The 25,147-nt window shown below is 63.3% G+C and carries 19 protein-coding genes and 1 pseudogene; 11 read left to right on the forward strand and 9 right to left on the reverse strand.

What is annotated here, in order from left to right; genetic code table 11:
- The first annotated feature begins 58 nt into the window (after nucleotides 1–58).
- Nucleotides 59–1,330, forward strand: coding sequence for a glycerate kinase (locus NO934_RS12370; RefSeq protein ID WP_309160271.1), 1,272 nt, complete (start codon nucleotides 59–61; stop codon nucleotides 1,328–1,330).
- On the opposite strand, the gene NO934_RS12375 is transcribed toward NO934_RS12370, so the two are convergent.
- Entirely contained in the window at nucleotides 1,299–1,919 is a 621-nt protein-coding gene (locus tag NO934_RS12375; RefSeq protein ID WP_309160272.1) for a LuxR C-terminal-related transcriptional regulator, read from the reverse strand. The two genes, NO934_RS12370 and NO934_RS12375, sit on opposite strands and share 32 nt — an antisense overlap.
- A 24-nt stretch (nucleotides 1,920–1,943) precedes the next feature.
- Here NO934_RS12375 and NO934_RS12380 point away from each other — a divergent pair, with 24 nt between their 5' ends.
- Together NO934_RS12380 and NO934_RS12385 are read left to right on the forward strand one after the other, a co-directional pair.
- Nucleotides 1,944–3,128 carry an acetyl-CoA C-acetyltransferase gene (locus tag NO934_RS12380; RefSeq protein ID WP_309160273.1) on the forward strand — a complete coding sequence of 395 codons (1,185 nt, stop codon included), beginning with the start codon at nucleotides 1,944–1,946 and terminating at the stop codon, nucleotides 3,126–3,128.
- Nucleotides 3,125–5,071: an acetoacetate--CoA ligase gene (locus NO934_RS12385; protein WP_309160274.1), complete on the forward strand. Its 1,947-nt coding sequence runs from the start codon at nucleotides 3,125–3,127 to the stop codon at nucleotides 5,069–5,071. The genes NO934_RS12380 and NO934_RS12385 overlap by 4 nt, the downstream gene beginning before the upstream one ends.
- On the opposite strand, the gene NO934_RS12390 is transcribed toward NO934_RS12385, so the two are convergent.
- Genes NO934_RS12390 through NO934_RS12405 form a run of 4 tightly spaced genes read right to left on the reverse strand, consistent with a single transcriptional unit; the run spans nucleotide 5,061 to nucleotide 9,080 of the window.
- A complete protein-coding gene (locus tag NO934_RS12390) occupies nucleotides 5,061–6,221 on the reverse strand; it encodes a metal ABC transporter permease (RefSeq protein WP_309160275.1) in 1,161 nt (386 codons plus the stop codon). The two genes, NO934_RS12385 and NO934_RS12390, sit on opposite strands and share 11 nt — an antisense overlap.
- Entirely contained in the window at nucleotides 6,218–7,345 is a 1,128-nt protein-coding gene (locus tag NO934_RS12395) for a metal ABC transporter permease (RefSeq protein WP_309160276.1), read from the reverse strand. Before NO934_RS12395 ends, NO934_RS12390 begins: the two co-directional genes overlap by 4 nt.
- 2 nt (nucleotides 7,346–7,347) lie before the next feature.
- Complete coding sequence (locus NO934_RS12400; RefSeq protein WP_309160277.1) at nucleotides 7,348–8,133, reverse strand: metal ABC transporter ATP-binding protein; 786 nt, start codon at nucleotides 8,131–8,133, stop codon at nucleotides 7,348–7,350.
- Nucleotides 8,118–9,080, reverse strand: a complete 963-nt coding sequence (locus tag NO934_RS12405) for a metal ABC transporter solute-binding protein, Zn/Mn family (protein WP_309160278.1) — start codon at nucleotides 9,078–9,080, stop codon at nucleotides 8,118–8,120. The genes NO934_RS12400 and NO934_RS12405 overlap by 16 nt, the downstream gene beginning before the upstream one ends.
- A gap of 186 nt (nucleotides 9,081–9,266) precedes the next feature.
- On the opposite strand from NO934_RS12405, the gene NO934_RS12410 reads away from it, so the two are divergent.
- The gene (locus tag NO934_RS12410; RefSeq protein WP_309160279.1) at nucleotides 9,267–9,986 is read left to right on the forward strand and encodes a Crp/Fnr family transcriptional regulator; all 720 of its coding nucleotides are present in this window, start codon (nucleotides 9,267–9,269) and stop codon (nucleotides 9,984–9,986) included.
- Here NO934_RS12410 and cydC read toward each other — a convergent pair.
- Both cydC and cydD read right to left on the reverse strand, forming a co-directional pair.
- Nucleotides 9,946–11,640, reverse strand: a complete 1,695-nt coding sequence (cydC, locus tag NO934_RS12415; protein ID WP_309160280.1) for a thiol reductant ABC exporter subunit CydC — start codon at nucleotides 11,638–11,640, stop codon at nucleotides 9,946–9,948. The two genes, NO934_RS12410 and cydC, sit on opposite strands and share 41 nt — an antisense overlap.
- Nucleotides 11,637–13,382 carry a thiol reductant ABC exporter subunit CydD gene (gene cydD, locus NO934_RS12420; protein ID WP_309160281.1) on the reverse strand — a complete coding sequence of 582 codons (1,746 nt, stop codon included), beginning with the start codon at nucleotides 13,380–13,382 and terminating at the stop codon, nucleotides 11,637–11,639. Before cydD ends, cydC begins: the two co-directional genes overlap by 4 nt.
- Nucleotides 13,383–13,555: 173 nt before the next feature.
- On the opposite strand from cydD, the gene NO934_RS12425 reads away from it, so the two are divergent.
- The 3 genes and pseudogenes from NO934_RS12425 to cydX form a co-directional block, all read left to right on the forward strand.
- Nucleotides 13,556–15,169 carry a cytochrome ubiquinol oxidase subunit I gene (locus NO934_RS12425; RefSeq protein ID WP_309163723.1) on the forward strand — a complete coding sequence of 538 codons (1,614 nt, stop codon included), beginning with the start codon at nucleotides 13,556–13,558 and terminating at the stop codon, nucleotides 15,167–15,169.
- Nucleotides 15,170–15,181: 12 nt separating this feature from the next.
- The gene (cydB, locus tag NO934_RS12430; protein ID WP_309160282.1) at nucleotides 15,182–16,330 is read left to right on the forward strand and encodes a cytochrome d ubiquinol oxidase subunit II; all 1,149 of its coding nucleotides are present in this window, start codon (nucleotides 15,182–15,184) and stop codon (nucleotides 16,328–16,330) included.
- A gap of 12 nt (nucleotides 16,331–16,342) precedes the next feature.
- A pseudogene (gene cydX, locus NO934_RS20655) lies at nucleotides 16,343–16,390 on the forward strand (cytochrome bd-I oxidase subunit CydX); the annotation flags it as partial.
- Nucleotides 16,391–16,397: 7 nt separating this feature from the next.
- Here cydX and NO934_RS12440 read toward each other — a convergent pair.
- Both NO934_RS12440 and NO934_RS12445 read right to left on the reverse strand, forming a co-directional pair.
- Nucleotides 16,398–17,099, reverse strand: coding sequence for a GntR family transcriptional regulator (locus NO934_RS12440; protein ID WP_375143252.1), 702 nt, complete (start codon nucleotides 17,097–17,099; stop codon nucleotides 16,398–16,400).
- A gap of 91 nt (nucleotides 17,100–17,190) precedes the next feature.
- Nucleotides 17,191–17,847, reverse strand: a complete 657-nt coding sequence (locus tag NO934_RS12445) for a pyridoxamine 5'-phosphate oxidase family protein (RefSeq protein WP_309160284.1) — start codon at nucleotides 17,845–17,847, stop codon at nucleotides 17,191–17,193.
- An 85-nt stretch (nucleotides 17,848–17,932) separates the two neighbouring features.
- On the opposite strand from NO934_RS12445, the gene NO934_RS12450 reads away from it, so the two are divergent.
- The 4 genes from NO934_RS12450 to folD all read left to right on the forward strand — a co-directional run bounded on the left by NO934_RS12450 (nucleotide 17,933) and on the right by folD (nucleotide 25,086).
- Nucleotides 17,933–19,357 (forward strand): PLP-dependent aminotransferase family protein, encoded by a 1,425-nt coding sequence (locus NO934_RS12450; protein WP_309160285.1) that lies wholly within the window; start codon nucleotides 17,933–17,935, stop codon nucleotides 19,355–19,357.
- Between the two features lie 124 nt (nucleotides 19,358–19,481).
- Nucleotides 19,482–23,258, forward strand: a complete 3,777-nt coding sequence (metH, locus tag NO934_RS12455; RefSeq protein WP_309160286.1) for a methionine synthase — start codon at nucleotides 19,482–19,484, stop codon at nucleotides 23,256–23,258.
- Between the two features lie 80 nt (nucleotides 23,259–23,338).
- Entirely contained in the window at nucleotides 23,339–24,187 is an 849-nt protein-coding gene (gene purU, locus NO934_RS12460; protein ID WP_309160287.1) for a formyltetrahydrofolate deformylase, read from the forward strand.
- Nucleotides 24,188–24,198: 11 nt separating this feature from the next.
- Nucleotides 24,199–25,086, forward strand: coding sequence for a bifunctional methylenetetrahydrofolate dehydrogenase/methenyltetrahydrofolate cyclohydrolase FolD (gene folD / locus NO934_RS12465; protein WP_309160288.1), 888 nt, complete (start codon nucleotides 24,199–24,201; stop codon nucleotides 25,084–25,086).
- Nucleotides 25,087–25,147: the final 61 nt, after the last annotated feature.

Raw genomic sequence — 25,147 nt, forward strand, 5'->3', positions numbered from 1 at the left:
ACGTGGCAAAAGCGGTCAAGTCTGATAGTCTCTATAAAACCGGCATTTCGGGGGTTTGATGACGGATATCGATCCGCGGACGTTTCTGACCGCTCTGTTTCGTTGCGCCGTCAAGGCGGCCGATCCGCGTGATGCGATCGCCTCCCATCTTCCCGAACCGCCCAAAGGCCGCACTGTGGTTGTCGGTGCCGGCAAGGCGGCGAGCCGCATGGCCGCAGCGCTCGAGAGCCTTTGGGATGGACCACTCGAGGGGGTGGTCATCGACCGTCACGGCAAGGTGACGCCCACCAGGAACATCAGGGTCGTGCAGGCCGCCCATCCGGTGCCCGATCAGGCAGGGCTTTCGGGCTCTCGCGCCTTGCTAGATGCGGTGTCGGGCCTCTCCCCGGACGATCTGGTGATCGCGCTGATCTCGGGCGGCGGCTCGTCCCTGCTACCGTTGCCGGGAGGTGAGCTGAGTTTTGAAGACGAGATCGCCGTCAATCGCGCGCTTTTGCGTTCGGGAGCGCCGATCGGATCGATGAATGTCGTGCGCAAGCACATCTCGGGCATCAAGGGCGGCCGACTGGCCAAGGCGGCTGCGCCGGCACGGGTGGTTTCGTTGCTGGTTTCCGACGTGGCGGGCGACGATCCGGCGATGGTGGCTTCTGGACCCACGGTCCCGGACGGAACGACGCCGCAGGATGCCCTCGATATCATCGCCGAATACAGGATGAGCCTTCCAGAGAAGGTCATGGCCCATCTCGGCTCGCCCGCGGCCATTGCGCCAAAGCCCGATGATCCCGATCTTGCGCGCAACAGCGCCGTGATCATCGCCTCGGCCCGGACCTCGCTGCATGCGGCCGCCGATCTTGCCCGATCCATGGGCATAACGCCCGTGGTGCTCTCGGATGCCATCGAGGGCGAGGCCAGGGATATCGGCCGCATGCATGCTGCAATGGCGCGCGAGGTGGCCGGTTTCGATCAACCGTTCGAAAAGCCCGTCGTGATGCTCTCGGGCGGGGAAACCACGGTGACGCTCGCCGAAGGGCCGTATGGACGGGGTGGCCGCAATACGGAATTCCTGCTTTCGCTGGCGCGCGGCATCGAGGGGTGTGAGGGCGTGCATGCCCTGGCCGCCGATACCGATGGGATCGACGGGTCCGAGGACAATGCTGGCGCCTTTGCGGATGGGCAGAGTCTGTCGCGCATGCGCGGCGCAGGCGTCGATCCGAAAAAGGCGCTCTGCCGGCACGATGCGTGGACGGCGTTCTCGGCCATCGGCGATCTGTTCATCACCGGCCAAACCGGCACAAACGTCAATGATTTCCGGGCAATCCTGATCCGCTGAGCCCTGCGAACCAGGCGATGAGTTCGGCGCTGTTGCGCAGGCCGAGCCGCCGCATCATGCGGTATCGATGGGTTTCTACGCTGCGCGGTGAAAGTCCCAACTCACCGCCGATCTGGGCATTAGTCTTGCCCTGGGAAGCGAGCGTCACGATCTGGCGCTGGCGCGGGGTTAGCACATCTTCGCCGGTCTCGACCGGGCGGGGCAGGGGATCGAAGCAGTAGATCGCCCGCGAGAACGGGTCGGCTCCGCTCATCGATCGCCCTCGCACCCGGCACCAGAACCGCGTGCCGTCCCGGCGGCGCATGATGCGTTCGTCGGTATAGATGTGGCCTCCGGCGAAGTTGGCCCGCCAGAGGTCGCCCACCATCACGAAATCGGCAAGCTCGGGGTAGAGAATGGTGAAGCTGCGCCCAGCGAGTTCTTCGGGCCCGTATCCGAACAGGCCGGCAAAGGCGGCGTTGGTCTGCCTGATGATGCGATGCGTCGCATAAACCAGAGGGATAGGCAATTCTTCGAGTGCGAAGACTAGGCGGTTGGGTTCCATAACGTAGAAATACGTCTCGTTGCCGCGCCAGCGCAAGCTGTACAATCTGCTTCGTCATCTTGGAGGAGGATGTCCATGGCAGAAGACGTTTTTATCGTCGCCGGCCGCCGCACGCCGATCGGAACGCTCAACGGCGCGCTTGCGAGCCTTGCCGCTCATCAATTGGGAGCCATTGCTGTCAGCGCCGCCATGGCTGATGCTGGGGTGGCGCCAGAGCGGGTCAATGAGATGATTATGGGGCAGGTGCTTACGGCGGCCGCGGGCATGAATCCGGCACGGCAAGCCGCCCGTTTGGCAGGGCTGCCGGATGCGACAACGGCCTTCATCATCAATCAGGTTTGCGGCTCTGGCCTGCGTGCCGTTGCTCTTGCTGCCCAGCAGATTGCGCTCGGGGATGCCGAAATTGTGGTGGCCGGCGGGCAGGAATCCATGAGCCGGGCGCCCCATGCGGCGCATCTGCGCTCGGGCGCCAGGCTCGGGGAGGTAGCTTTTGTCGATACGGCCCTGACTGACGGGTTGACCGACACCTTCGGCAAGATGGCTATGGGTGTCACCGCTGAAAACGTCGCGCGCCAATGCGGGCTCACCCGCGAAGAGCAAGACCAGTTCGCGCTCCGGTCTCAGCAACGCGCTTCGGCTGCGCAGCGGGCCGGGCGGTTCGCCGATGAGATCGTGCCGGTCACCGTTAGCGGGCGCAGAGGTGAAACTGTCGTGACCGAAGACGAGTTCATTCGCCACGATGCCAATCTTGAAAGTATGGGCAGGCTCCGTCCCGCCTTTGAAAAGGAGGGAACGGTCACCGCCGGCAATTCCTCGGGCATCAATGATGGCGCGGCAGCGTTGGTGTTGATGTCGGAAGCAGCTCTCGCCGAAAGCGGAAAGTCCCCCATGGCGCGGATCGCGAGTTGGGCGACGGCGGGGCTCGATCCCAACGTAATGGGCCTTGGGCCGGTACCGGCCTCGCGCCGAGCGCTGGAAAAGGCCGGATGGAGCGCCGGGGAGGTGGACCTTTGGGAGGCCAACGAAGCATTTGCCGCACAAAGCCTCGCGGTCGTCGATCAGTTGGGGGTCGACCCGGAGAAGGTCAACGTCAATGGCGGTGCGATCGCTTTGGGCCATCCCATTGGAGCGTCGGGCGCGCGGGTGCTGGTGACGCTGCTGCACGAAATGGCGCGGCGGGATGCGCGGTGCGGCGTGGCGACGCTGTGCATCGGCGGAGGCATGGGCGTCGCCATGTGCGTGGAGCGTCAATGATGGAAATCGGAGGTATTCTCTGGCAGGCCGATGAGGCGCGCAAACGCGCTTCGGCCCTCTGGCGCTTCGCCGAGGCAACGGCGCATCTTCATGGCGCCGAGCCCGATGACTATGCGGCGCTGCACGCATGGTCGGTCAGGGAGCCGGAGACGTTCTACTCCGCGCTCTGGGAGCATCTCGACATCGTGGGCGAAAAAGGCGGGCGTTCGTTCGTTCCGGGCGAGGATATCCGTGATGCGCAGTTCTTCCCCGATGCAAGACTGAACTATGCGGAGAACCTGCTGCGCCGCCGCGACGATGGCCTCGCCATCATCGCCCATCGCGACGACGGCACGCGCCGGACGTTGAGCTGGCGGCAACTCTACGATCAGGTATCGCGCTTCGCGCAGGCGCTATCGGCGGAAGGGGTCGGCGAGGGCGACCGGGTGGCAGCCATCGTCACCAATGATCTCGAAGCGATCATCGCCTATCTGGCGACATCTTCGATCGGTGCCATCTGGTCGTCCTGTTCGCCCGATTTCGGCCCGGCCGGCGCCAGTGACCGGCTGTGTCAGATCGCGCCGAAAATCCTTATCGCCGTGCCGGGTTACTCTTACGCAGGCAAGATCATAGACGTGGAGCCCTCGATCCGGGCCGTTGCCGAGGGCACGGACCTCTCACGGATCGTCATCGTCGGCGATGCGGTGCCCCACGTGCTTGCCGATCTCGCTTGCGTCCCCCTCAAGGCCTGGCTATCCCCGTTCACTCCAACCGAGATCGCCTTTCGCCGCATGGGGTTCAAAGCCCCTCTTGCCATCCTTTTTTCTTCCGGCACCACCGGCAAGCCCAAATGCATCACCCATTCAGCCGCCGGTCTGCTGCTCCAGCACAAAAAGGAACTTGTGCTCCATTGCGATATCCGGGCGGGCGAGAAGTTCTTCTATTTCACCACCTGCGGGTGGATGATGTGGAATTGGCAGGTCACCGGCCTGGCTTTGGGCGCAACGCTGGTCACCTATGACGGCAATCCCTTCCATCCCAACCCCGACCGGCTCATCGATCTTATCGCTGCCGAAGAAATCGCTATTTTCGGAACCAGCGCCAAGTATATCGATGCCTGCCTCAAGGCCGGGCTGAAGCCCAAAGAGAGCCACAGGTTCCAGAATTTGAAGCTCATCCTGTCCACGGGCTCGCCGCTCATCCCCACAAGCTTCGACTACATCTATCGCGACTGGAAAGCTGACGTACACCTGGCCTCGATCTCGGGGGGCACCGATATCTGCGCGTGTTTTTTGGGCGGCAATCCTCTGCTTGCGGTGCGGCGCGGCGAGTTGCAGTGCGTCTTGCTGGGCCTGGAGGTCGATACGCTCAATGATGCCGGTAACCCCGTTTCCGGCGTGCCGGGCGAAATGGTATGCCGCAACGCCCATCTTTCCATGCCGGTCATGTTCTGGGGTGATCCAGACGGTTCGCGCTATGCGGAGGCCTATTTCTCACTCTTTCCGGGCGTATGGGCGCATGGAGATTTCGTCGAAAAACGCCCGTCCGGCGGATTCATCATCCACGGTCGGTCCGACACCACGCTCAATCCGGGCGGCGTGCGGATCGGTACCGCCGAGATTTATCGGCAGGTGGAAACGGTGCCCGAAGTCGAAGAAGCCATAGCTGTGGGCCAGGATATCGATGGGGATCAGCGTATCATCCTGTTCGTCAAATTGCGTGAGGGCGAGCTGACTCCAGAGCTTGAAGCCAATATCCGCTCCCGGATCCGTTCGGGCGCCAGCCCGCGGCACGTGCCGGCCAAAATCATCGCGGTTGCCGCCATTCCCCGCACCCGGTCGGGGAAGATTTCCGAAGTGGCGGTGCGCGATACCATCCACGGGCGCCCTGTCAGGAACACCACGGCACTCGCCAACCCCGAGGCGCTGGAGCTCTACAAGGATCTGCTCCAGCTCAGGCCTTGATTGCCCGGTCACCGCGCGCCCATGGCTCGAGCACGTCGCGGGCGGCTTGCCGGCCTTTGTCGGTCAGGATGAGCCGCTCGCCCGCTCGCGTCACCAGCCCTTCGGCAAGGCTCCTGGCGAGAACGTCGCGCGATTTGGCCGCCGACCAGTGCAGATGTTCGCGCAGAGCCGCCGTGACGTTTTCCTCGCTCGCCTGTGGATCGTCTTCGTGGTTGAAGAGATGCACGGCAAGCGTCCGGGCCGCATTCTCGCCCAGCCGCGCCCGCTGGCGCGCCCATTGCGCCAGCATGCCGTAGCGCGGGCCAAATGCCAGGGCGAGCGTGAAGCACACCCCGGTCATCACCGCCATCATGCCGCCGATGGAAACGTTGAACCATACGGCCAGCCAATACCCGGCGATTGCCGAGACGATCGAGACCGCCACCCCGATGACCAGCATCACTGAAAGCCGGTCGGTAAGCAGATAAGCCGCCGAAGGCGGGACGATGACGAAGGCGATGAACAGAATCGCGCCGACGGAATCGAACGCAGCGACAGCCGTGCCGCTGAGCAGCGCCAGGAGCCCGTATGACAGTAGCGCCGGCGCGAAGCCCAGGGCCCGGGCCAGCGCCGCGTCGAAGGTCGCAAGCTTGAGTTCCTTGAAAAGCACCGTGACGAAGGCGAGGTTGACCAGCGCCATAACGCCCATCCACACCACGGCCTGCGGCACGAGATAGCCGCCGATCTCATAGGTATCGAGCCAGACGAAGCCGATCTCGCCCAGAAGCACCGTGTGCTCGTCGATATGGACGTCGCGGGCAAAAAGGTTGATGAGCAGCACGCCGATGGAAAACAGCGCCGGGAACACCAGCCCGATCGCCGCGTCGGCCTTGACGCGCCGCGTGGCGGTGAGCAGTTCAGTAAGGAACACCGTCAAAAGCCCGGTCAGCGCGGCGCCGATGATCTGCACCGGGCCGGATGCCTGCCCGGTCAGCATCCAGACCACGATGATGCCGAAAACGATGGAATGGGAGATGGCGTCCGAGAGCATCGAGGCGCCGCGCAGGGCCAGGAACGTGCCAAGGAGTGACGCGGCGATGCCGACCAGCGCTCCGGTGAGCATGATCATCGCATCCGGGCTGTCGAAAAAGGCCGAAAGCAGTGCGTTCATTGAATGTTTCCTCGGGGCGCGAGTTCAGCCTCAGCCTCGGCAATGCCCTTGGGCGTCAGCACCCAATGGGGCGTCGGCTCCGGGTGGTGGCGTGTGCCCGTCACCAGACCGCGATCCTCCAGGCGCTTGAGCGCCGATGCGGTTCCCGCCCCGTGATAGGCGTCGAGCATGCGCTGCTCGGCAGGATAGGCCGGGTCGTTATGCTCCGCGGCGAGGCGATAGAGCGTCGAGAGCACGCGCCGGCTGCGCAATTGCCGCGAGTTCTCGCGCTGGCGTAGCTCGGCAAAGATCAGTCCGCGCCCGGGCGCAAACAGCAGGGACAGTGCGACGATCGCAGATATGGCGAGAACGATCAGCGGACCGGTGGCCAGACCGCGTCCGGTGGCGCTGACCAGAGCCCCGAACAGTCCCGAGGCCATGCCGAAGAGGGCGGCGAGTCCCACCATCACGCCCAGCCGGTCGGTCCACTGGCGCGCGGCAACTGCCGGGGCGATGATCATCGCCGCCATCAGCACCACGCCAACCATTTGCAGTCCCACGACGACGGCAAGCGCAATCATCGTTGTCAACGCCGCCTCGAGCGCCAGCACCGGCAGGCCGAGCGTGCGCGCATAGGCGGGATCGAAGGTGACGAGCTTGAATTCCTTCCAGAACAAAAGGACCAGCGCCAGCGCGACCAGGGCAATGGCGCCCATGAAATAAAGATCCGAGCGCAGAATGGCTGCGGCTTGTCCGAAGAGAAAGGATTCGAGCCCTCCCTGGGCGGCGCTACCGGCGTTCTGGATAAACGTGAGCAGCACGATCCCGAGTGCGAAAAAGATCGACAGCGCGATCCCCAGGCTGGCATCGGTCTTGAGCCGCGTGCTGCGGGTCAGGGCCAGCACGATCAGCGCGGCCAGCGCCCCGGTCAGCAAAGCGCCGATGAGAATGGCGGGAAGGCTGCGCGTGCCAGCTACCAGAAAGCCGATGCAGATGCCGGGCAGAGCGGCGTGGGAGAGCGTGTCGCCCAGAAGCGATTGCTTGCGCAACACCGCAAAGCTGCCCAGAACGCCCGAGACAATGCCGAGCAGGGCGGCACCGATCATCACGTTCTGGATTGTGTAGTCGGCCAGCAGAGAGAACATGATCAGTCGGCCGCCTGGAGCGTCGCGTCCCGATCGATCAGCGCGATCTGGCCACCATAGGCGCGGCGCAGATTTTCGGGCGTATAAACCTCCGAAACCGGCCCCTGTGCGATCACGCGCACGTTGAGGATCACCATCCAGTCGAAATAGTCGCGCACCGTCTGAAGGTCATGGTGCACGACGATCACCGTCTTGCCGGCATCGCGAAGGGCGTGGAGGATCTTGACGATCGCCCGCTCGGTGGTGGCGTCCACCCCAGCCATGGGCTCATCGAGGAAATAGACGTCGGCGTCCTGCACCAGTGCCCGGGCGATGAAAACCCGCTGCTGCTGGCCTCCGGAAAGCTGGCTGATCTGCCGGTCGGCGAAATCGTCCATGCCCACTCGCGCCAGCGCTGCCAAGGCACGCTCATGCTCGGCGCGGCCAGGGCGGCGCAGCCAGCCGAGCTGACCGTAAAGCCCCATGGTCACCACGTCGAGCGCGGTGGTAGGGAAGTCCCAGTCCACGCTTGAACGTTGCGGCACATAGCCCACCTTGCGCCGCTGGCGGGCATAGGGGCGGCCATGGATCGTCACGTGACCGGCGGTAGGCTTGACCAGGTCGAGGATGGATTTGATCAGCGTCGATTTACCCGCCCCGTTCGGCCCGACGATCGCCGCCATGACCCCTGGCGGGATATCGAAATCGATGTCCCAGAGCACCGGCTTGGATTGGTAGGAGACAGTGAGGTCTTCCACATGGACCGCAAGGCCGGGCTCGTGCAGGCCGTTTTCTAGTTGAGGGACCATTGCTGCGCCCAATCTGAAAGCTCGTCGGGCAGGGTAGGCGGCGTGCCGCCGAGCGCCCCGCTGATGGCGGTGGTGTTGGAATGGATCATGCCGATATAGGTTCCCCCTGCGGTGCCGGCGTCCCCCATGGCGTCGGAATAGAGCTCGCCGCCGATCTCCACCTCCTGGCCCGCTTGCCGCGCCGCCTCGATCACCGCCTGGATCGTGCGCGGATTGATGGTGGATTCGACAAAGATCGCCGGCACGTTGCGTTCCACGATCAGGTCGGCGGTCTGCCGGATATCGGCTATCGCGGCTTCCGACTGGGTGGAAATGCCCTGAATGCCGGCAACATCGATGCCGTAGGCGCGGCCGTAATAGGCAAAGGCATCATGGGCGGTGACCAGGATGCGCTGGCCCTCGGGGATCGAGGTAATGGCCTCTGTCGCCCAGCCGTGCAACGCCGCAAGCTGGCTCTGATACGCTTCTGCATTGGCGGCGATGGCCGGACCGCAATCGGGGATGAGTGCGGTGAGCTGGTCGGCAATGGCGGGCACGGTCTGTGCCCAAAGCGAAACGTCCATCCAAAGGTGCGGATCAACGCCATAGGCGTCGTCCGTCGCAATCAGGTCCTCTTGCGCGATCCCCGCTTCTGCGACGGCAAGGGTCGGCACGCGCTCGGAATAGCGGGCGAAGACATCGCCGAGCTGCCCTTCGAGCCCATAGCCGGAATAAAGGATCAGGCCGGCGCGGTTGAGCGTCTGCACGTCGCGCGCCGTCGCCTGGTAGAGGTGCGGGTCGATGCCCGGCCCCATCATGGTCTGCACCGCCACACAATCGCCGCCCACCGTCTGGGCAATGTCTCCAATCATGCCGATGGTGGCGACCACCGAAAGCGGGGTTTGGGCCTGGACGGGTGCAACGGCGAGAAGGGAGAGCCCCAAAGTAAGGGCGAGTCGGTACGGCATGAAACCTCGCAGGGATGTTCGAGCTGTGAGTGAATATGACAATCATTCGCAACTACGTCAAGCTAGTTGCAAATGATTTGCAATAAGTACGAACCAGCAGCGCAAACTCTTGGTCCTGCGGCGATTTCGCTTATCGTCCTGCCTTGCACGTGAGCTTATCTACGAGCAGGAAGCGAAAGGACTGGCATGGGCAGGCAGGACATTCACAATTTCGATATGCCGGTTCTCTGCCGTAATTGCGAGGTGCGGCATGGCGGCCTCTGTGGCGCCCTCGATGCAGATCAGTTACTGACGCTCTCGCGGCACACGCGTATGGTTCGTCGCCCCGCTGGCGATGAGCTGATCGCCGACGACACCGAAATCACCCGCTACGCCAATCTGATGCGTGGCGTGGTCAAACTCTCCAAGATGCTGGAAGACGGACGCCAGCAGATGGTAGGGCTGCAGTTTGCCCCCGATTTCCTCGGCCGGCTCTATGCCACGCAAAACCGTGTTACGGCGGAAGCGGCGTCGGAAGTCGAGCTGTGCATGATCCCGCGCGAGGCACTCGAAAAGCTCGTGGCCGAGCATCCCGCTCTCGAGCATCGTTTACTGGAACAGACGCTGCGCGAACTCGACGAGGCGCGGGACTGGATGGTGACCTTGGGCCGTAAAACGGCGGGGGAGAAGGTCGCAAGCTTTCTCTACATGGTCGCGCTGCACATCGATCCGCTCAATCGGGAGCGCAAGACCATCATCTTCGAGCTGCCGCTCAGCCGCGCCGATATCGCCGATTTTCTCGGCCTTACCATCGAAACGGTTTCGCGCCAGCTCACCCTTTTGCGTAAGGATGGGGTGATCTCGGTCGAAAACAGCCGCCGCTTTACTATTCCCGACCTGACGCGTCTCCAAGGCCGCTGCGGCTGATCTCTTCCAGCCTGCCGCCGATAAGCTCGAATTCGCGCATTACCGCGCCTGCGGGCAGCAGCGCATGGGTTGCCAGCACCACAGTACGCCCGGCCAGCGCCTGGGGCATATCGGAGAAGAACGCGGCTTCGGTCTCCCGATCCAGCCCTGCCGTCGGCTCGTCGAGCAGCACGATCGGCGCTGGAGAGAGCAGGGTGCGGGCGAGACTGAGCCGCCTGGCCTGGCCGGCCGAAAGCGTTGCGCCGGTTTCTCCCACCACCGTATCGAGCCCTGCGGGCAAGCCGCGGATCGTGGTTTCGAGCCTGGCTTTCCCCAGCGCGGCATAGAGTTCGGCATCGGTCGCCTCGGGGCGGGCGATCAGCAGGTTGTTGCGGACCGTATCGAGAAACACCGGGCTATGCTGACCGAGCAGCGCTATATGCGCATGAAGGTCGCGCTGGGCGACATCGCGGATATTAATTCCCTCAATGCGAATGGCGCCTTCTTGCGGGTCTGCGAGGCGCAGTGCCAAATGCAGCAGGCTAGATTTGCCGACCCCACTCACCCCGGAAACCGCCACATGCTCTCCTGCCGCGACGGCGAGGTCGAGACGCTTGAGAACCGGTTCGCCATTATCATAGGCAAAGGTGACGTTTTCGAACGCGATGCCGCCACCTTGGGGGCAGGCCACCGGACGGATGGGATCACGCACCGTGATGGGTGCAGTTGCGATTTGCCGCAGCCGCTCGGCCGAAGCGAGCGCCGACCCCAGTTTGCCGATCGAGCGGATGATCACCGCCGTCGCTTCAAAGCTCCCCAGAGCGGCAAAGACGATGCCCGCCAGGATCGGCCCCTCGATCGCTCCCGCTTCAAACGCCTCAAGCCCAACCAATACGATGGCGATAAGCGCCACCCCGGTCAGGGCCTGCACCGAAGCAGCGGCAATCGATGTGGCAAGCCCTTGCCGGCGGCGCAGGTCGGAAAGCGTTTGGCTCGCCGCCGCGAATTTTTCGGCGGCAAAGCCGCTTTGGCCGAAGGCCACGATATCGTCGTGGCCGGCAATCGTATCGAGAATCTGCGCCCGCAGCCCTGCCGCTGCCTCGACGCTCTGGCTTCCGTTGCTGCGGGTCGTCGCGGCAAGGATCGTGGGCACCACGATCACGGAGAGAATTATGGCCACCAAATAGATCCACCCAGCCGCTGACAGCAGGGCCAGCAGCACGGCGGTTACGGCTCCGCCCAGCACCAATGCCGCAATCAGCGGTCCTATGGCGATGAGGAACAGCGTATCGAGCGCATCGATATCGGCGGTCAGCCGCGTCACCAGATCGCCGTGACGCAAGGACCGGTCGGGCAGCGGCAAGCGGGGAAACAGGGCCGAAAACAGCCAGCGCCGCAAATCGGACAGCAGGCGCAGGGTCGCGTTGTGTCCGACCAGCTTTTCGAAATAGCGCGCCAGAATGCGGATGAAGGAGAGGCCACGAACAGCGGCGGAAGGGGCGAAAAGGTTGAACGATACGCCAAGAGCGGTCAGCGCCGTCGCCGTCAGGAACCAGCCCGAAACCCCCAGCAGCGCCGTGCCCGCCGCCAGCGTCACCAGCGAGAGGATCAGCGCGAGCAGCAGGCCGCGCCAGTGCGGCTTGAACAGCGGGGCAAAGAACGCCAGCGCCTTCATGCGCGGCCCTCCTTGTGCCCGTGAGGGTGAGCCGCCCGGCGCGGAGTGGGTAGCAGCCTTCCGCCAGCCATGCGCATCACCTTTCCGGCCCGCGCGGTCACCGCGCTCGAATGGGTCATGATGATTAGCGTCCGGCCGTCACAGAACGCCTGCACCCTGTCGAGCAGCTTTGCCTCGGTCGCGGGATCGAGATGGGCAGTCGGTTCATCGAGGACGACCAGTGCCGGATCGGTGAGAAACAGCCGTGCCAGGCCGATACGCTGGATCTGGCCACCCGAAAGTCCGTATCCGCCTTCGCCCACCAGGGTATCGAGCCCTTCGGGCAGACGGTCGGCAAACTCTTTGACAAGCGCCTCCTCGGCAGCCGCCGCAATCGTCTCGGCAGTTGCCGCGGGAGCGGCCAGAGCGATGTTCTCGGCGATCGTGCCGACGAAGATATGCGGTTTCTGGCTGATGAAGGTCACGCTGGCGCGCAACTCCGCTTCGCTCCATTCAGACAGCGCGGTGCCGCCCAGGGTAACATCGCCACTGAACGGCACCAGCCGGACCAGCGTGCGAGCCAGCGTGGATTTGCCGATCCCGCTCGGACCCATAATCGCAAGACTTTCGCCAGCCCCAAGGTCGAGATCGAGCCCGTCGAGCACCGCTTCGTCCTGTGTCTTGACCGTCAGCCCCCGGACGGCGAGCGGAAGCGCTCTGACGCGTTTGGCGGAGGGCACCGAAATATCGGGCGTCGCCAGTTCGCCGGGATCAGCGACGATGGCCTCGATCTCGGCAAGCGCCGATTTCGCGGCGGCACGATCATGATAGTGCGCAGCGAGCTGGCGCAGCGGCGCGTAGACTTCGGGCGCCATGATCAGCGCGAACAACCCAGACGTCAGTGTCAGACCCGGATTGACCCCCAGAAAGCCCAGATAGGTCAGTCCCACATAGAGCGCGACGCCGGCCACCCCGAGCGCGGCGAAAAATTCGAGGATCGCCGAGGACAGGAAGGCGATGCGCAGCACGGCATTGGTCCGGCGCCGCAGCGCTTCGCTCGCGGCATGGACGTTCTCTATCGCGTCGGTTTCGCGCCCAAAAAGCTTGAGCGTCAAGAGTCCCCGCAGCCGGTCGGCGAAATGCGCCGACAGCCGCGAGAGCGCGGTCGCCTGCCGGTCGGTTGCCGCCTGCGCGCCCCAGCCGGCCAGAGCCATGAACAACGGGATGAGCGGTGCAGTGAAAATGAACAGCAGCCCCACCACCCAATCGATGGGAAACAGCACCACCGCAAAGGCGATGGGCAGGATGGCAGCCGAGATCATCGCCGGCAGGTAACGGGCAAAGAAATTCTCCAGCCCCTCGACCTGATCGATCAGCGCCGCGCCCACCGCGCCAGATGCCGGTTTAAGCCCCAGCGCGTGCCGTTGTGCCAGAATGTGGCCGAACAGCCCGGTGCGCAGCCGTGCCTTGATCTGCTCGGCCCCGACCGTTCCGGCCTGCTCTCCAAGCAGTCCGAGCAGCGCCCGAATGAGAACGATGCCGGCCAACACGCCGATCAGTGGCGTCACCGCTCCCAGCGGTTCTCCTCCTTCGATCGTTCGCCCCAGCACCTGCGCCAGGAGTGCCGCATAGACGATGAGCATCGCCCCCGACACCAGCGGCGCGGTGACCGCGACGATCAGCGCGCGGCCGCCCATCCTGCGCAATCCCATGAGCTTGCGGGCATTGGCACGGTCGGCGATGGGGTCGGTGGAGGAGGCCATGATCGCAACAATAGCGGAAAGTGGAGCGGGGCAGCCTGCGATATCCCGACGCGCGGCGCCTTGATCCAGGTCAATGGGGCTTGGCTATGATACTATATATACCGTGAACAGCGTCGTCCCGGTTGTGGCGTTCGACCCGGACGGCTTTTTATGACCCAGGGGCAGTCTTTATGATCGACGAAACAGTCGTAGCCTTGTCGCGGATGCAATTTGCTGCAACCGCGCTTTATCACTTCCTGTTCGTGCCGCTGACGCTCGGGCTCTCCTTCATGATGGCCATCATGGAGAGCACTTACGTGATGACCGGGCGCGAGATCTGGCGAAAGATGACCCTGTTCTGGGGCACGTTGTTCGGCATCAATTTCGCCATGGGCGTCGCCACCGGCATCGTGATGGAGTTCCAGTTCGGCATGAACTGGTCCTATTACAGCCACTATGTTGGCGACGTGTTCGGCGCCCCGCTGGCCATCGAGGGGCTGATGGCGTTCTTCCTCGAAGCGACCTTCATTGGCCTGTTCTTTTTCGGCTGGGACCGGCTGTCCAAGGTCGGCCACCTCGCTGTCACCTGGCTTGTCGCGCTGGGCGCGAACTTTTCCGCGCTGTGGATTTTGATCGCCAATGGCTGGATGCAATATCCCACCGGCGCGGTGTTCAATCCTGACACCATGCGCATGGAGATCACCAATTTCATGGAGGTGATCTTCAATCCTGTCGCGCAGGCCAAGTTCGTGCATACGGTCTCGGCAGGCTATGTCACCGGCGCCGTATTCGTTTTCGGCGTCAGCGCGCTTTTCCTCCTTAAGGGCAAACATCAAGAACTCGCCAAGCGCTCAATGGTGGTCGCGGCGAGCTTCGGCCTTGCCTCAGCGCTCTCGGTCGTCGTCCTGGGCGATGAAAGCGGCTATGCGGCCACCGAGCACCAGGTGATGAAGATCGCCGCCATCGAAGCGATGTACGAGACCGAACCGGCCCCGGCCGGGCTCAGCCTCGTTGCCTTCCCTCTGCCCAATGGCGAACGTTTCGACATCAAGATTCCCTGGGTTCTCGGCCTCATCACCACGCGTTCCTTCGATACGGAAGTTCCCGGCATCCACGATCTTGTCGAGCATGCCGAAGTCCGCATCGCCAACGGCCTGCGCGCCTATGAGGCCATGGCTGTTCTCGAAGACGATCGGCAGGACCAGGAGGCCCGCGCCGTGATCAGCGAGGCCTGGCCCGATCTTGGCTACGCGCTGCTTTTGAAGCGCTACCGCACCGATATCGAGAACGCGACGCCAGAAGAGATCGCCATGGCGGCCCAGGACACGGTTCCCGATGTCTGGCCGCTGTTCTGGACCTTCCGGCTGATGGTGGGCGTGGGCTTTTTCTTCATCGCCTTCTTTGCCTTCGCTTTCTGGAAGGCTTCGCGCGGCACGCTCGATACGCACCGCTGGTTCCTTTGGGGCGCCGTGGCCGCCATGCCGCTGCCCTGGCTGGCTGCCGAAGCAGGCTGGATCATCGCCGAATATGGCCGCCAGCCCTGGGCGATCGAAGGGGTCCTGCCCACCTTCTATGCCGCGTCCGGTCTGACGGTCACCGATCTTGTGCTCAGCCTTTCCTTCTATGTGAGCCTTTATACGGTGCTCGCGGTGATCATGGTCTTCCTCATGGTCAAGGCCATCAAGGCCGGCCCCAAGGACTACGTCGCCCTGCTCAATGGTGAGCCCGATCCAATGGAAACGCCTCAGCCCAAATCGGACAAACCGCAATCAGCCGAGTCCGATGCCCGGCCGCAGCCTGCCGAATAAGGAGAGTGGACAATGGATTTCATTCCCATCGATTATGAAACCCTGCGGCTCATCTGGTGGGCGCTGCTCGGCGTACTGCTCATCGGCTTTGCGGTGCTGGGCGGCATGGATCTGGGGCTGGGCGCCCTCCTGCCGGCCGTTGCCCGCACCGATGAGGAACGCCGCGTGCTGCTCAATCTCGCCGGACCGACCTGGGAAGGCAATCAGGTCTGGCTGGTGCTGGGGGGCGGCGCGATCTTCGCCGCCTGGCCGCCGCTCTATGCGGTGAGCTTTTCGGGCTTTTATCTCGCGATGATCGTCATCCTCTTCGCCTTGATCCTGCGCCCGGTGGGGTTCAAATATCGCGGCAAGATCACCGATCCGCGCTGGCGCTCCACCTGGGATTGGGTGTTGTTCATCGGCGGCTTCGTGCCCGCCCTGATCTTTGGCGTGGCCGTCGGCAACGCTCTTCTCGGTGCTCCGTTCGACCTCGACCGCACCCTGCGCCCCTCCTATCTGGGCAACTTCTTCGGTCTTCTCACGCCCTTTGCCTTGCTGTGCGGGCTGGTCAGCCTTTCGATGGTCATGACCATGGGCGCCGCCGTCATCGCCGCGCGCACCGAGGGCGAAATCGCTGCCCGCGCCTCGCGCTATGGCCAGTGGGCAGCGCTCGCGGCCATCGTGCTCTTTGCTCTTGGCGGGCTATGGATCGCCTTCGGCATTGAGGGCTATGCCATTACCAGCGCCATCGAAACCGCGTTGCCGTCGAACCCACTGGCCAAGACGGTTGAACGGGAAGTCGGCGCCTGGACGGCTAATTACGGCACTTATCCCTGGATCCTGATTGCCCCGGTCCTTGGTTTTATCGGCATGGCCGGCGCCCTGCTCGGATTGCGCGGGGGGATGAAAATCGTCCCGATCCTAGCGGCCGGGGCAGGGGTGTTCGGCATCGTCTCGACGGCTGGACTTTCGATGTTCCCGTTCCTGCTACCGTCCTCGCACAACCCCAATGCGAGCCTGACGGTCTGGGACGCGTCGTCGAGCCATTTGACCCTGTTCATCATGCTAGTCGCGACGGCATTCTTCCTGCCGCTGATCGTCGCTTACACGAGCTGGGTCTACAAAGTGATGAGCGGCCCGGTGACCAACAAGTCGCTGTCCAAGAACCCGAACGCGTATTAGGAGCTCCAACACATGTGGTATTTTGCTTGGATTCTCGGCGTCGGGCTGGCTTGCGCCTTCGCCATTCTCAACGCGATGTGGTTCGAGATGCGTGAGGACCGGCGTGAGGTGGACAAGGGCTAACCGGCCAGCTCGGCGTCAGCGTTTTCTTGAGGATGTGGTCGCGCATCAGCCGTTCGGCACGCGGCCCATCGGCCTGAAGCAGGGCGGTGACGATCATCTCGTGATCCTTATAGGATTGCGCCAGCCGTGCCGGCTGGGCGAAAAGATCGGTGCGGAACGGGCTGAGACGCGAGCGCGCCAGCGCTGCCATTTCGCCAAGCTGCGGATTGCCGGCTCCAGCCTGGATGGCGGCGTGGAACAGCGTATCATGTGCCCAATAGAGGTCCGGCTGCCCGAGCCGAACCATCTGGGCAGCCCGCAGGTGATCGGCTTCCAGTTTGCGTCGTGCCTCAGCCGACATGCGCTCGGCGGCGAGCCGGGCGCACACGCCTTCCAGTTCGGCCATCACCTCGATGAGGTTGGCAAGATGTTCGGAGCTGAGTTCGGCCACCACCGCACCGCGATTGGGCCGTCGTGACACCAGCCCCATCGCCGCTAATTGCCCGAGCGCTTCTCGGATGGGGGTGCGCGAAACCGAAAATCGGCCCGCGAGCCCGATCTCATCGAGCCGCTCTCCGGGCGGGAAACGCCCGGCGACGATTGCGTCGGCGAGTTGCTCTACGATCTCGTTGACGATCGTGCCCTTGCGCGAGAGGGTCTTGGTCACGGCTGAGGTCCAGGCTGTTTGCTCTCACCCCTGCAACTATGAAGCCAAACACCTGCTAAGTGAATAGGCAGATTTGAATGCAGCCTAATAGTTATGCAAATTTCTTTCGCGCCAGATGCGTCGAGGGCGGCGGTGGAACGTCACCCGGCATTTTTCCATCGCCAATCGGCGTACCTAAACCCGTGACGATAGGCACCACCCCCGCCCAGATCGGCAAGTGATGGTCTTCTTCTTCATCGACCGGCGGGCCTTGCCGCACTTTGGCCGAGGCCGCTTCGATCTCGAGCGCCAGGACTCCGGTGCCCTTGCGCTCCTTGTCGTGCATGGGGCGCACCTCGTTCCAGCGGAAGGGCAGCAGGTGCTCGGTGATCAGCTTGAGCGCTTCCTCGACTTCACCGAGGTCCGAGACGATCCGCGCATGGCCGTGGACGATGGCGGCGCGATAGTTCATCGAATGGTGAAATCCCGAGCGCGCCGCGACGATGCCGTCGAGCAGCGTCACCGTCATGGTCAGCGGATCGCCTTGCTGGTGCATGGCAACGATGCGCGCCTTCGATGAGCCGTGCAGATAGATGGTGGCACCGGAGCGCGCATAGGCCATGGGGATCACCATCGGCCGCCCGTCGGCGATGAAGCCCACATGCCCCACCAGCCCGGCATCGAGGATCGCGTTGATCGTCTCCTCGTCATAGCGCGCTCGCTTGGGATTGCGGGCCTTGGCGTAGGGCGGCGGCGTATGGATGGTCATGGCGTGCTCCTGGTTGCGGTGGTGCCAGTATGCATCTAAACTGGACCCTTGTAAGATCCGCTTTATTTTGCATTGAAGGGTCCAGATGCTCGAAGGCCTCATTGTTATCGATCCTGCGGGCGGTCCGTTGCCCGAACAGATCTATCGCGCCATTGGCGCGGCTGCGCGCTCGGGCAAGCTCAAGGCCGGGGCGGTGCTGCCCAGCTCACGGCAGTTGGCGGCCGGGCTCGGCATTTCGCGCAACAGCGTCAATGCTGGCTATGAGCTTTTGCGGGCCGATGGGGTGGTCGCCGTAAGGCCGGGCGCCGCGCCGCGCATCGTCACAGGCACCGATCTCGAGCGGGCCAGTCTTTCCGGCGCGGGCGATGCGCGAGGGCTTTCGCGGCGCGGCGAGGCGATCGCCGTCAATCTGCGCGGCAAGCGAGGGCAGCGCCATTCCGGCTATCTCGAACCGGGTGCGCCCGACGAGGCACTGTTTCCCGCCGATCTCTGGGCGCGTACCCTGCGCCGCGTTGCCCGGCAGAAATTCGGGGATGCGGCGATCTATGAGGCGCTCGAAGGCCTGCCCCGGCTCAAATCGGTGCTTGCCGATTATCTGGCGCGCCAACGTGGCGTCAATGCCGGGCCCGATCAGATCCTCATCGTGCCGTCCACACAATCGGGCCTGGCGCTCGCGGCGCAATGCCTGTCCGATCCGGGAGATACGGGTTTGGTGGAGTCGCCGGGCTATTTCGGTGTGCGAACCGCCTTTGCCGGAGCCGGTCTTGTGACGCGGGCGTTGGAAGTAGACGGGCAGGGGGTCGATCCTTCGGGTATCGAAAGGTCTGGCGCGCGTCTGGTCTATGTCACGCCCTCGCACCAATACCCCACCGGCGCGCGCATGCCGCTGCAACGGCGTATGGATTTGCTGCAAGCGGCCCGCCGCATGGGCGCAATCGTGCTCGAGGACGATTACGACAGCGAATTCCTCTGGAACGGCCGCGCCATCGCAGCGCTGCAGGGCATCAGCGATGGCGCGGAGGTGATCTATCTCGGCACCACGGCCAAGAGTCTTTTGCCCGGCTTGCGTCTCGCCTATATGGTCGTGCCGAAAGACTTGGCCGGTCCACTCGCGCAGGCGCAGCGCAATCTGGGCCTGCGGATCAATATCCACACTCAGGCCGCTTTCGCCGATCTGATTGAATCAGGTGCGCTCGCGACCCATCTCAAGCGGATCGCCAAGACCTATGAGGAACGCGGCCGTCTTCTTGTGGAAACGCTGCGTGAGAGATTTGGGGCGGACCTCGAGGTGAATATGCCCATGGGCGGTCTGCAGGTGGTCGCCCGCTTCGCCCGGCCCCGTGACGATGGCCCCGTTGCCGCAGCGCTCGCCGCGGAAGGTTTTGAAACCCCATCGCTTTCGAGCTATTGCGCTGGGGAGAAGCGTTCAGGCCTGATCATCGGCTTCGCCGATGCAACGCCCAAGCGTGTTGCTCGTTTCGCCGACCGGTTGGAACAGGCTTTGGTTTGACATAAAGATATCTTTATGTCTTTGTATTATGCACTCGCGCATCATGCGCGATAGGATTGGAAACGCTATGTGCAACGCTCCCGGATGTACCCACGGCCACCTTCATGCTCCCGGCGACGGGCGCATGGGCGGCATGTCGGGTGAGACGATCCCGGTCGAGGCGCTGCGCCCCGGCAACGGCCCCGTCCGCTCTGCCAGGGAAGGCGATGACATTCTCGCCACCCTGACCCAGGCCGCGCGTGAACGCATCCTCATTCTCGACGGCGCCATGGGCACTATGATCCAGCGCGAAAAGCTCACCGAGGAAAATTTCCGCGGCGAGCGCTTTGCCGATTGGCCCAAGCCTCTGCAGGGCAATAACGACCTCTTGGTCATCACCGAGCCGAAAATCATCGAGGACATCCACTTCGCCTATGCCATGGCGGGGGCCGATATCCTGGAAACCAACACCTTTTCTGGGACCACCATCGCCCAGGCCGATTACGGCATGGAGGCGTTGGCCTATGAGCTCAACGTTGCCGGCGCCCAGGCCGCCAAGCGTGCCGCCATCCGTGCCGAGGCCGAGGACGGCAAGCGCCGCTTCGTCGCCGGCGCCGTGGGCCCCACCAACCGTACGGCTTCGATTTCGCCCGACGTCAACAATCCCGGCTTCCGCGCCACGTCCTTTGACGAGCTGCGCATCGCCTATGGCGAGCAGATCGAGGGGCTGATCGATGGCGGCTCGGACATCATCCTCATCGAAACCATTTTCGATACATTGAACGCCAAGGCCGCCGTCTTTGCCGCCGAAGAGGTGTTCGAGAACAAGGGCATCCGTCTGCCGGTGATGATTTCGGGCACCATCACCGATCTTTCCGGCCGCACGCTTTCGGGCCAGACGCCCACCGCCTTCTGGTACTCGCTGCGCCACGCCAAGCCCTTTACCATCGGGCTCAACTGCGCATTGGGCGCCAACGCCATGCGCGCCCATCTGGAGGAAATCTCCGATATTGCCGATACGTTCGTCTGCGCCTATCCCAATGCGGGTCTGCCCAACGAATTCGGCGAATATGACGAGAGCCCTGAATTCATGGCCAGCCAGATCGAGGGCTTTGCCCGCGACGGGTTCCTGAACGTGGTGGGCGGCTGCTGCGGCTCGACCCCCGATCACATCGCGGCCATTGCCCAAGCGGTGTCCAAATATGCCCCGCGCGAAATCCCTAAGATTGAGCCGCGCCTGCGCCTTTCCGGTCTCGAGCCTTTCACGCTCACCGACGATATCCCGTTCGTGAACGTGGGCGAGCGTACCAATGTCACCGGCTCTGCGCGGTTCAAGAAGCTTATCACCTCGGGCGATTACACCGCCGCCCTCGATGTCGCCCGAGATCAGGTGGAAAACGGCGCCCAGGTCATCGACATCAACATGGACGAAGGCCTGATCGACAGCCAGCAGGTGATGGTCGATTACCTCAACCTCGTCGCCTCGGAGCCCGACATCGCCCGCGTGCCGATCATGGTCGACTCTTCGAAGTGGGAGGTGATCGAGGCGGGGCTCAAATGCATCCAGGGCAAGGCCATCGTCAACTCGATCTCGATGAAAGAGGGTGAGGACAAGTTCCGCGAGCAGGCGCGCCTGTGCAAACTCTACGGCGCCGCCGTCGTCGTCATGGCGTTCGATGAGGTCGGGCAGGCCGACACTCAGGCCCGCAAGGTGGAAATCTGCACCCGCGCCTACCGCATTCTTGTCGATGAAGTGGGTTTCCCGCCCGAGGACATCATCTTCGATCCCAACATCTTCGCCGTCGCCACCGGCATCGAAGAGCACGACAATTACGGCGTCGATTTCATCGAGGCGACGCGTGAAATCACGCGCACGCTCCCCCATGTCCACATCTCGGGCGGCGTCTCCAACCTCTCCTTCTCGTTCCGCGGCAACGAGCCGGTGCGCGAGGCCATGCACGCCGTGTTCCTTTACCATGCCATCGCGGCGGGCATGGATATGGGCATCGTCAATGCCGGCCAGCTCGCGGTCTATGAATCGATCGACCCCGAACTGCGCGAGGCCTGCGAGGACGTCGTGCTCAACCGCCGGTCCGATGCCACCGAACGCATGCTCGATCTTGCCGAGCGCTATAGGGGACAGGGCGGCAAGGAAGCCAGGGCCAAGGACCTCTCCTGGCGCGAAAAGCCGGTGGGTGAGCGCATTTCCCATGCGCTGGTCAACGGCATCACCGAATATATCGAGGCCGACACCGAAGAAGCCCGTCAGCAATTCGCCCGCCCGCTGCACGTCATCGAGGGCCCGTTGATGGACGGCATGAACATCGTCGGCGAACTGTTCGGCGCCGGCAAGATGTTCCTGCCTCAGGTTGTCAAATCGGCCCGCGTCATGAAGCAGGCCGTCGCCTATCTTCTCCCCTTCATGGAGGCGGAAGCCGACGGCACGCGCCAGAGCGCCGGCAAGATCCTGATGGCGACCGTCAAGGGCGACGTCCACGACATCGGCAAGAACATCGTGGGCGTAGTCTTGGCCTGCAACAATTACGAGATCATCGATCTGGGCGTCATGGTTCCCGCCCAGACCATCCTCGAAACGGCGAAAAAGGAAAAGGTGGACGTGATCGGTCTTTCCGGTCTCATCACCCCTTCGCTCGACGAGATGGTGCACGTCGCTTCCGAAATGGAGCGCGAAGGCTTCGACATTCCCCTCCTGATCGGCGGCGCAACGACCAGCCGCGTCCACACGGCGGTCAAGATCAACCCGCGCTACAACCGTGGCACGACGGTCTACGTCAAGGACGCCAGCCTTGCGGTCAACGTCGTTTCAAAGCTCCTCTCCAAGGAAGCGGCCAACGACTACGTCAAGACCATCAAGCAGGAATACGATACCGTCGCCGAAAAGCACCGCAAAGGGGAGGCCGACAAGCAACGCACCAGCCTGCAAGCTGCCCGCGACAATGCGTTCAAGCCGGACTGGTCCGCCTATGTGCCGAAACAGCCCAGCTTCCTGGGCACGAGATCCTATCAGGATTGGGATCTGGCCGAACTTGCCCGCTATATCGATTGGACGCCGTTCTTCCAGGCCTGGGAGTTCAAAGGCACTTACCCCAAGATTCTCGATGACCCCCGCCAGGGCGAGGCCGTGCGTCAACTGTTCGATGACGCACAGGCTATGCTCAAACGCATCATCGATGAGAAGTGGTTCACCCCCAAAGCCGTCGTCGGCTTCTGGCCCGCCAACCGGTTGGGTGACGATGTGCAGCTTTTCACCGACGAGACGCGCGGCACCGAGCTGGCCAAATTCTTCACCCTGCGCCAGCAGCTTTCCAAATCCGGCGACAAGCCCAACGTCGCGCTTGCCGATTTCATGGCCGAGGCCGGTACGCCCGATTATGTGGGCGGCTTCTGCGTCACCGCCGGCTTCGAGGAGATCGCGATCGCCGACAAGTTCGACGAGCAGAACGACAACTACTCCTCGATCCTGGTCAAAGCCCTCGCCGACCGCTTCGCCGAGGCGTTCGCCGAACGGCTGCACGAGGTGGTGCGCAAGGAGCTCTGGGCCTATTCGGACGAAACCTTCACCCCCGAAGAGCTGATCGCCGAGCCCTATCAGGGCATCCGCCCCGCTCCGGGCTACCCGGCCCAGCCCGACCACACCGAAAAGACGACGCTCTTCGAACTGCTCGATGTGGAAAAGCAAATCGGGGTGAAGCTGACCGAAAGCTACGCCATGTGGCCGGGCTCCTCGGTCTCCGGGCTCTATTTCGCCCACCCGGAAAGCTATTATTTCGGCGTCGCAAAGGTCGAACGCGACCAGGTCGAGGATTATGCCCAACGCAAGGGCATGGCGATCGAAGACGTCGAACGCTGGCTCGGCCCGGTGCTGAACTACATTCCAGGCATGGAGAAGGCTGCCGGGTGAGGGAGCCTTCCTCCCTGTCTCGACATCCCCGGCGCAACTCACTATGAAGTCGTGTAATTTTACATGACCTCATGGTTCTCATGCCCAATTTCGTCCTCACCCTGTCCTGCGCCGACAAGCCGGGGATCGTCGCCGGCGTCACCAGCGAATTGTTCGGGCTGGGCGCCAATATCGCCGAATCCAACCAGTTCTGGGATCGCGACACGGGCAAGTTCTTCATGCGCATCGCCTTTGCCGCGCCCGAGGGTGTCGACAAGGAGGCTGTCGAGCGCGCGCTGAAGCCGGTCACCGCGCGCTTCGACATGAAAACGGCAATCGCCGACGAAGCCCGCGTGCCGCGCATGGTCATCATGGTTTCCAAATTCGACCATGCCCTGCGCCACCTGCTTTACCAGATCAAGGTCGGCTGGCTGCGCGCCGAAGTGGCGGCGATCATCTCCAATCACGAAGATGCTCGCTCGATCGCCGAGGCCGATGGCATCCCGTTTCATCACCTGCCGATGGCCAAGGGCGAAAAGGCCGAGCAGGAAGCCGAGGTGCTCAAGCTCATCAAGGCGGCCGACGCCGATTTGGTCGTCCTCGCCCGCTACATGCAGATTCTCTCCGACCAGCTCTCCACGCGCCTGTTCGGCAAGGTGATCAACATCCACCATTCCTTCCTGCCGAGCTTCAAGGGCGCCAAGCCCTATCACCAGGCCCATGAGCGGGGCGTCAAGATCATCGGCGCCACCGCCCATTACGTGACGCCCGATCTCGATGAAGGCCCGATCATCGAGCAGGAAACCGCCCGCGTCACCCATGCCATGAGCCCGGATGATCTCATCGCCGTCGGCCGTGACATCGAAAGCCGCGTGCTGGCCCGCGCGGTCAAGAGCCACCTCGAAAATCGCGTGATGCTCAATGGCCACAAGACCGTGGTCTTCGCATAAGGGAGTCGCCCATGACCGCCACGATCATTGACGGAAAAGCAGTCGCCGCAGCGGCCATCGATGGCGTCAAGGCGGGTGCGGCCGCCTTTGCCGCCACCCATGGCAATCCTCCGGGGTTGGCGGTGGTGCTGGTGGGCCAGAACCCGGCCAGCCAGGTCTATGTCGCCTCCAAGGGCAAGATGGCCACCGAATGCGGGTTCCACTCGGTCCAGCACACGCTGCCCGCCGAAACCACGCAAACAGAATTGCTCGACGTCATCGCAAATCTCAACGCCGATCCGGCCATTCACGGCATTCTCGTCCAGCTCCCGCTTCCGAGCCACCTTGACGAGCGCACCACCATCGGCGCGCTCGATCCGGCCAAGGATGTGGATGGCCTTCACGATATCTCCATCGGCCGGCTCGCTTCGGGCCAGATCGACAAGACGCTGTTGCCCTGCACACCAAAGGGCTGCATGGAGCTTCTGAGCACCGTCCACCCCGAAGGCCTCTCCGGTCTCAATGCCGTTGTCATTGGGCGGTCCAATCTCGTTGGCCGGCCCGTCGCCGCGCTGCTCCAGCACGCCAACGCGACGGTCACCATCGCCCATTCGCGCACGAAAGACCTGCCGGAACTGGTGAGCCGCGCCGATATCGTGGTGGCCGCCATCGGCCGCCCCGAATTCGTAAAGGGCGATTGGATCAAGAAAGGCGCCACGGTCATCGATGTGGGCATCAATCGCATTCCGGCGCCCGAAAGGGGCGAGGGCAAGACCCGTCTGGTCGGCGACGTCGTATTCGCTGCGGCCGCCGAGCGGGCAGGGGCCATTACCCCGGTCCCGGGCGGGGTGGGGCCGATGACCATTGCCATGCTGATGGCGAATACCTTGGAAGCGGCCGAGCAGAGCGTACGCCGTTAGCATTCGGGCAGTCTCAGCGCACCCCTCCAACCCCGGCCCTTCTCCCACCAGGGGAGAAGGG

Origin of the sequence: Pelagibacterium sp. H642 (assembly GCF_031202855.1) — a bacterium.
Lineage (GTDB): Bacteria > Pseudomonadota > Alphaproteobacteria > Rhizobiales > Devosiaceae > Pelagibacterium.